This is a genomic window from Gammaproteobacteria bacterium (assembly GCA_029862005.1).
In the GTDB taxonomy this organism is placed as follows: domain Bacteria; phylum Pseudomonadota; class Gammaproteobacteria.
On sequence record JAOTYD010000103.1, the window covers coordinates 1 to 2,118 of the forward strand.

General features: G+C 50.2%; 2 protein-coding genes and 1 pseudogene. 1 reads left to right on the top strand and 2 read right to left on the bottom strand.

Annotation, left to right across the window (positions count from 1 at the left end; translation table 11 throughout):
• Together OES20_19235 and OES20_19240 are read right to left on the bottom strand one after the other, a co-directional pair.
• A partial coding sequence (locus OES20_19235; protein MDH3636827.1) for a PLP-dependent aminotransferase family protein occupies positions 1-879 on the bottom strand: 879 nt, incomplete at its 3' end.
• Positions 880-1,167: 288 nt separating this feature from the next.
• Positions 1,168-1,398: pseudogene (locus tag OES20_19240) on the bottom strand (winged helix-turn-helix domain-containing protein).
• Positions 1,399-1,585: 187 nt separating this feature from the next.
• Between OES20_19240 and OES20_19245 the strand changes: the two are divergent.
• Positions 1,586-2,118, top strand: a 533-nt coding sequence (locus OES20_19245) for a C4-dicarboxylate ABC transporter substrate-binding protein (protein ID MDH3636828.1), incomplete at its 3' end; no start/stop codon positions are given.

A 2,118-nucleotide genomic window follows, 5' to 3' on the forward strand; every position in this document is an offset into this window, starting at 1 on the left:
CACGAACGCGAAACCGAGCCGAAAGCTGCGTTTGTTATTTTTCAAATAATATCTTTCACCGATATCGATTAACACACCCCTGTTGCGCAGGCGTTTACCGAGTTCAGTTGCGTCAAACCCCCTGGGGCCGGTCAGCCAGAATGACGTGCCGCCGCGGGTCGGCGTCCGCTCGAGCATGCTCAGGTGCCTGGCGATCGCGTCGTTCATGACATGCCATCGTCGCTTGTAGCGCCGTTCTATATTGCGCAGATGCGAATCGTAGTAGCCAAGTTGAAAAAACAGTGCGACCACTTCCTGAACAATCGTCGGCGCATGGCGCATGATCACGCCCCTGACGATCCGCGCTTGTCGGATAATGTCACGGTGCGCGACCATGAACCCGAGACGGATGCCGGGTGAAATGGTTTTTGACAGGCTGCCGATATAGATGACGCGATCGTTTTTATCCTGCGAGCGCAGGGACCGTGAGCGCGAATTGAAATAGTTCATCTCTGCTTCGTAGTCGTCTTCGATGACCAGGAAATCCTGCTTGGCCGCCGCGGCCAGTAACTGCTTGCGACGCGGCTGAGACATGGTCACCATGGTCGGGAACTGGTGGCTGGGCGTGGTAAAAACCAGCTGACATTCATCGGGTATTTTCTGGACGATCAGGCCTTCGTCGTCAATTGGCACACCGATAAGCCGATTGCCGGTAAGCTGAAGGGCATTGCGTCCATAGTGATAGCCGGGATCTTCGACAGCGATGGGTTTGTTTTTGTGGGCAAAGGTCGCGCCAATAATAAACAGTGCGTTTTGTGCGCCCAGGGTAATTAACACTTCGTCCTCGTTGGCATAAATCCCGCGTGAGCTCAACAAGCGCTGGCGCAACTGTCGGGACAACTGCTGACTGTCGCTCTCGACGGAATCGTCACGCCAGGTGGACGTTTTGGTGCTTTTCAGCGCGAGTCGCGTGCATTCTCGCCAGCTGTCGACAGGAAAAAGATCTGGATCAATCTGGTTGTAAATAAACGGATAGGGATAACTCGTCCAATCAAGAGGATTGTCAACGGGTTCCAGCCCAAATGAATCAAACGTAACGGGTGGTGGAGTATCAACGCGACTGGGTTTTTGATTTTGCCTTTCCGTTGTTTCTGCTGGAGAAAGAGCGATAGGGTTGACGAAGTATCCAGACCGGTCTCGTGCTACCAGCAACCCAAGATCAATTAATCGATTGTAAGCAGAAAATACTGTATTCCTCGATACCCCTAGCTGGTCTGCCAGTTCTCGACAGGAAGGTAAACGTTTATCCAGCGAAAGGGTTTGAGATGTGATGGCAGAGCTTACCAATTCACAAATTTGATCACGCAGTCCCAGGCTTGATTTCTCAGGTAATACGAAATGGGGCGTCGTAGAGTCCATGGTTAGTTCTGAAAATTTTATGCATTACGGATAAGGCATATGAAGAATCGTTAAATTTTAATTGTGGCACTTTTTACAAAATCTGTCCTCTGCATTCGTATCAACTGTCACTTTCCTTAAGATTGGCAATATGAAATATTGATTGAGATACCCCATTCACATCAATATTCTTTGGGAGGATAAGTCTGTGAAAATTAAATCTATCTTAAAGGTAGTGGCTTTAAGCTTGGCCATTACTTGCTTTGCACAGCCAGCAAGTGCGGAAAAAGTACTTAAGCTGGGAACAGTCGGCTTCGAAGGTATGCCTATCGGTGATGCGATTGCCCAGGCCTTGATTCCGACCCTGGAAGAAGTTTCAGGCGGTAAAATGAAAATTGAGCCGCATTACCGCAAATCTCTTTGCAGTGAGCAATCCTGCGGCGAACAGGCGAACCAGGGTTTGATTGCGCTGTGGACAAGTTCTACCGCAAACTTTGGTAACTTTGGCACCGCGTTGTCAGTTTTCGACCTGCCCTACATTTTCAAGAGCATCGAAGATGCCGACCGAATCTCTAGCGAATGGCTGGCCAAGAAGCAATGTGACATTGCTGCCGAGGAAGCGGGCCACGTTTGCCTGACCGTATACTCCAGTGGTGGCTTTCGTCAGCTCGGAAACGCGCACGGCCCGGTTCATGTCCCTGCTGACATGAAAGGCATCAAATGGCGTGTTACCAAAAGCCC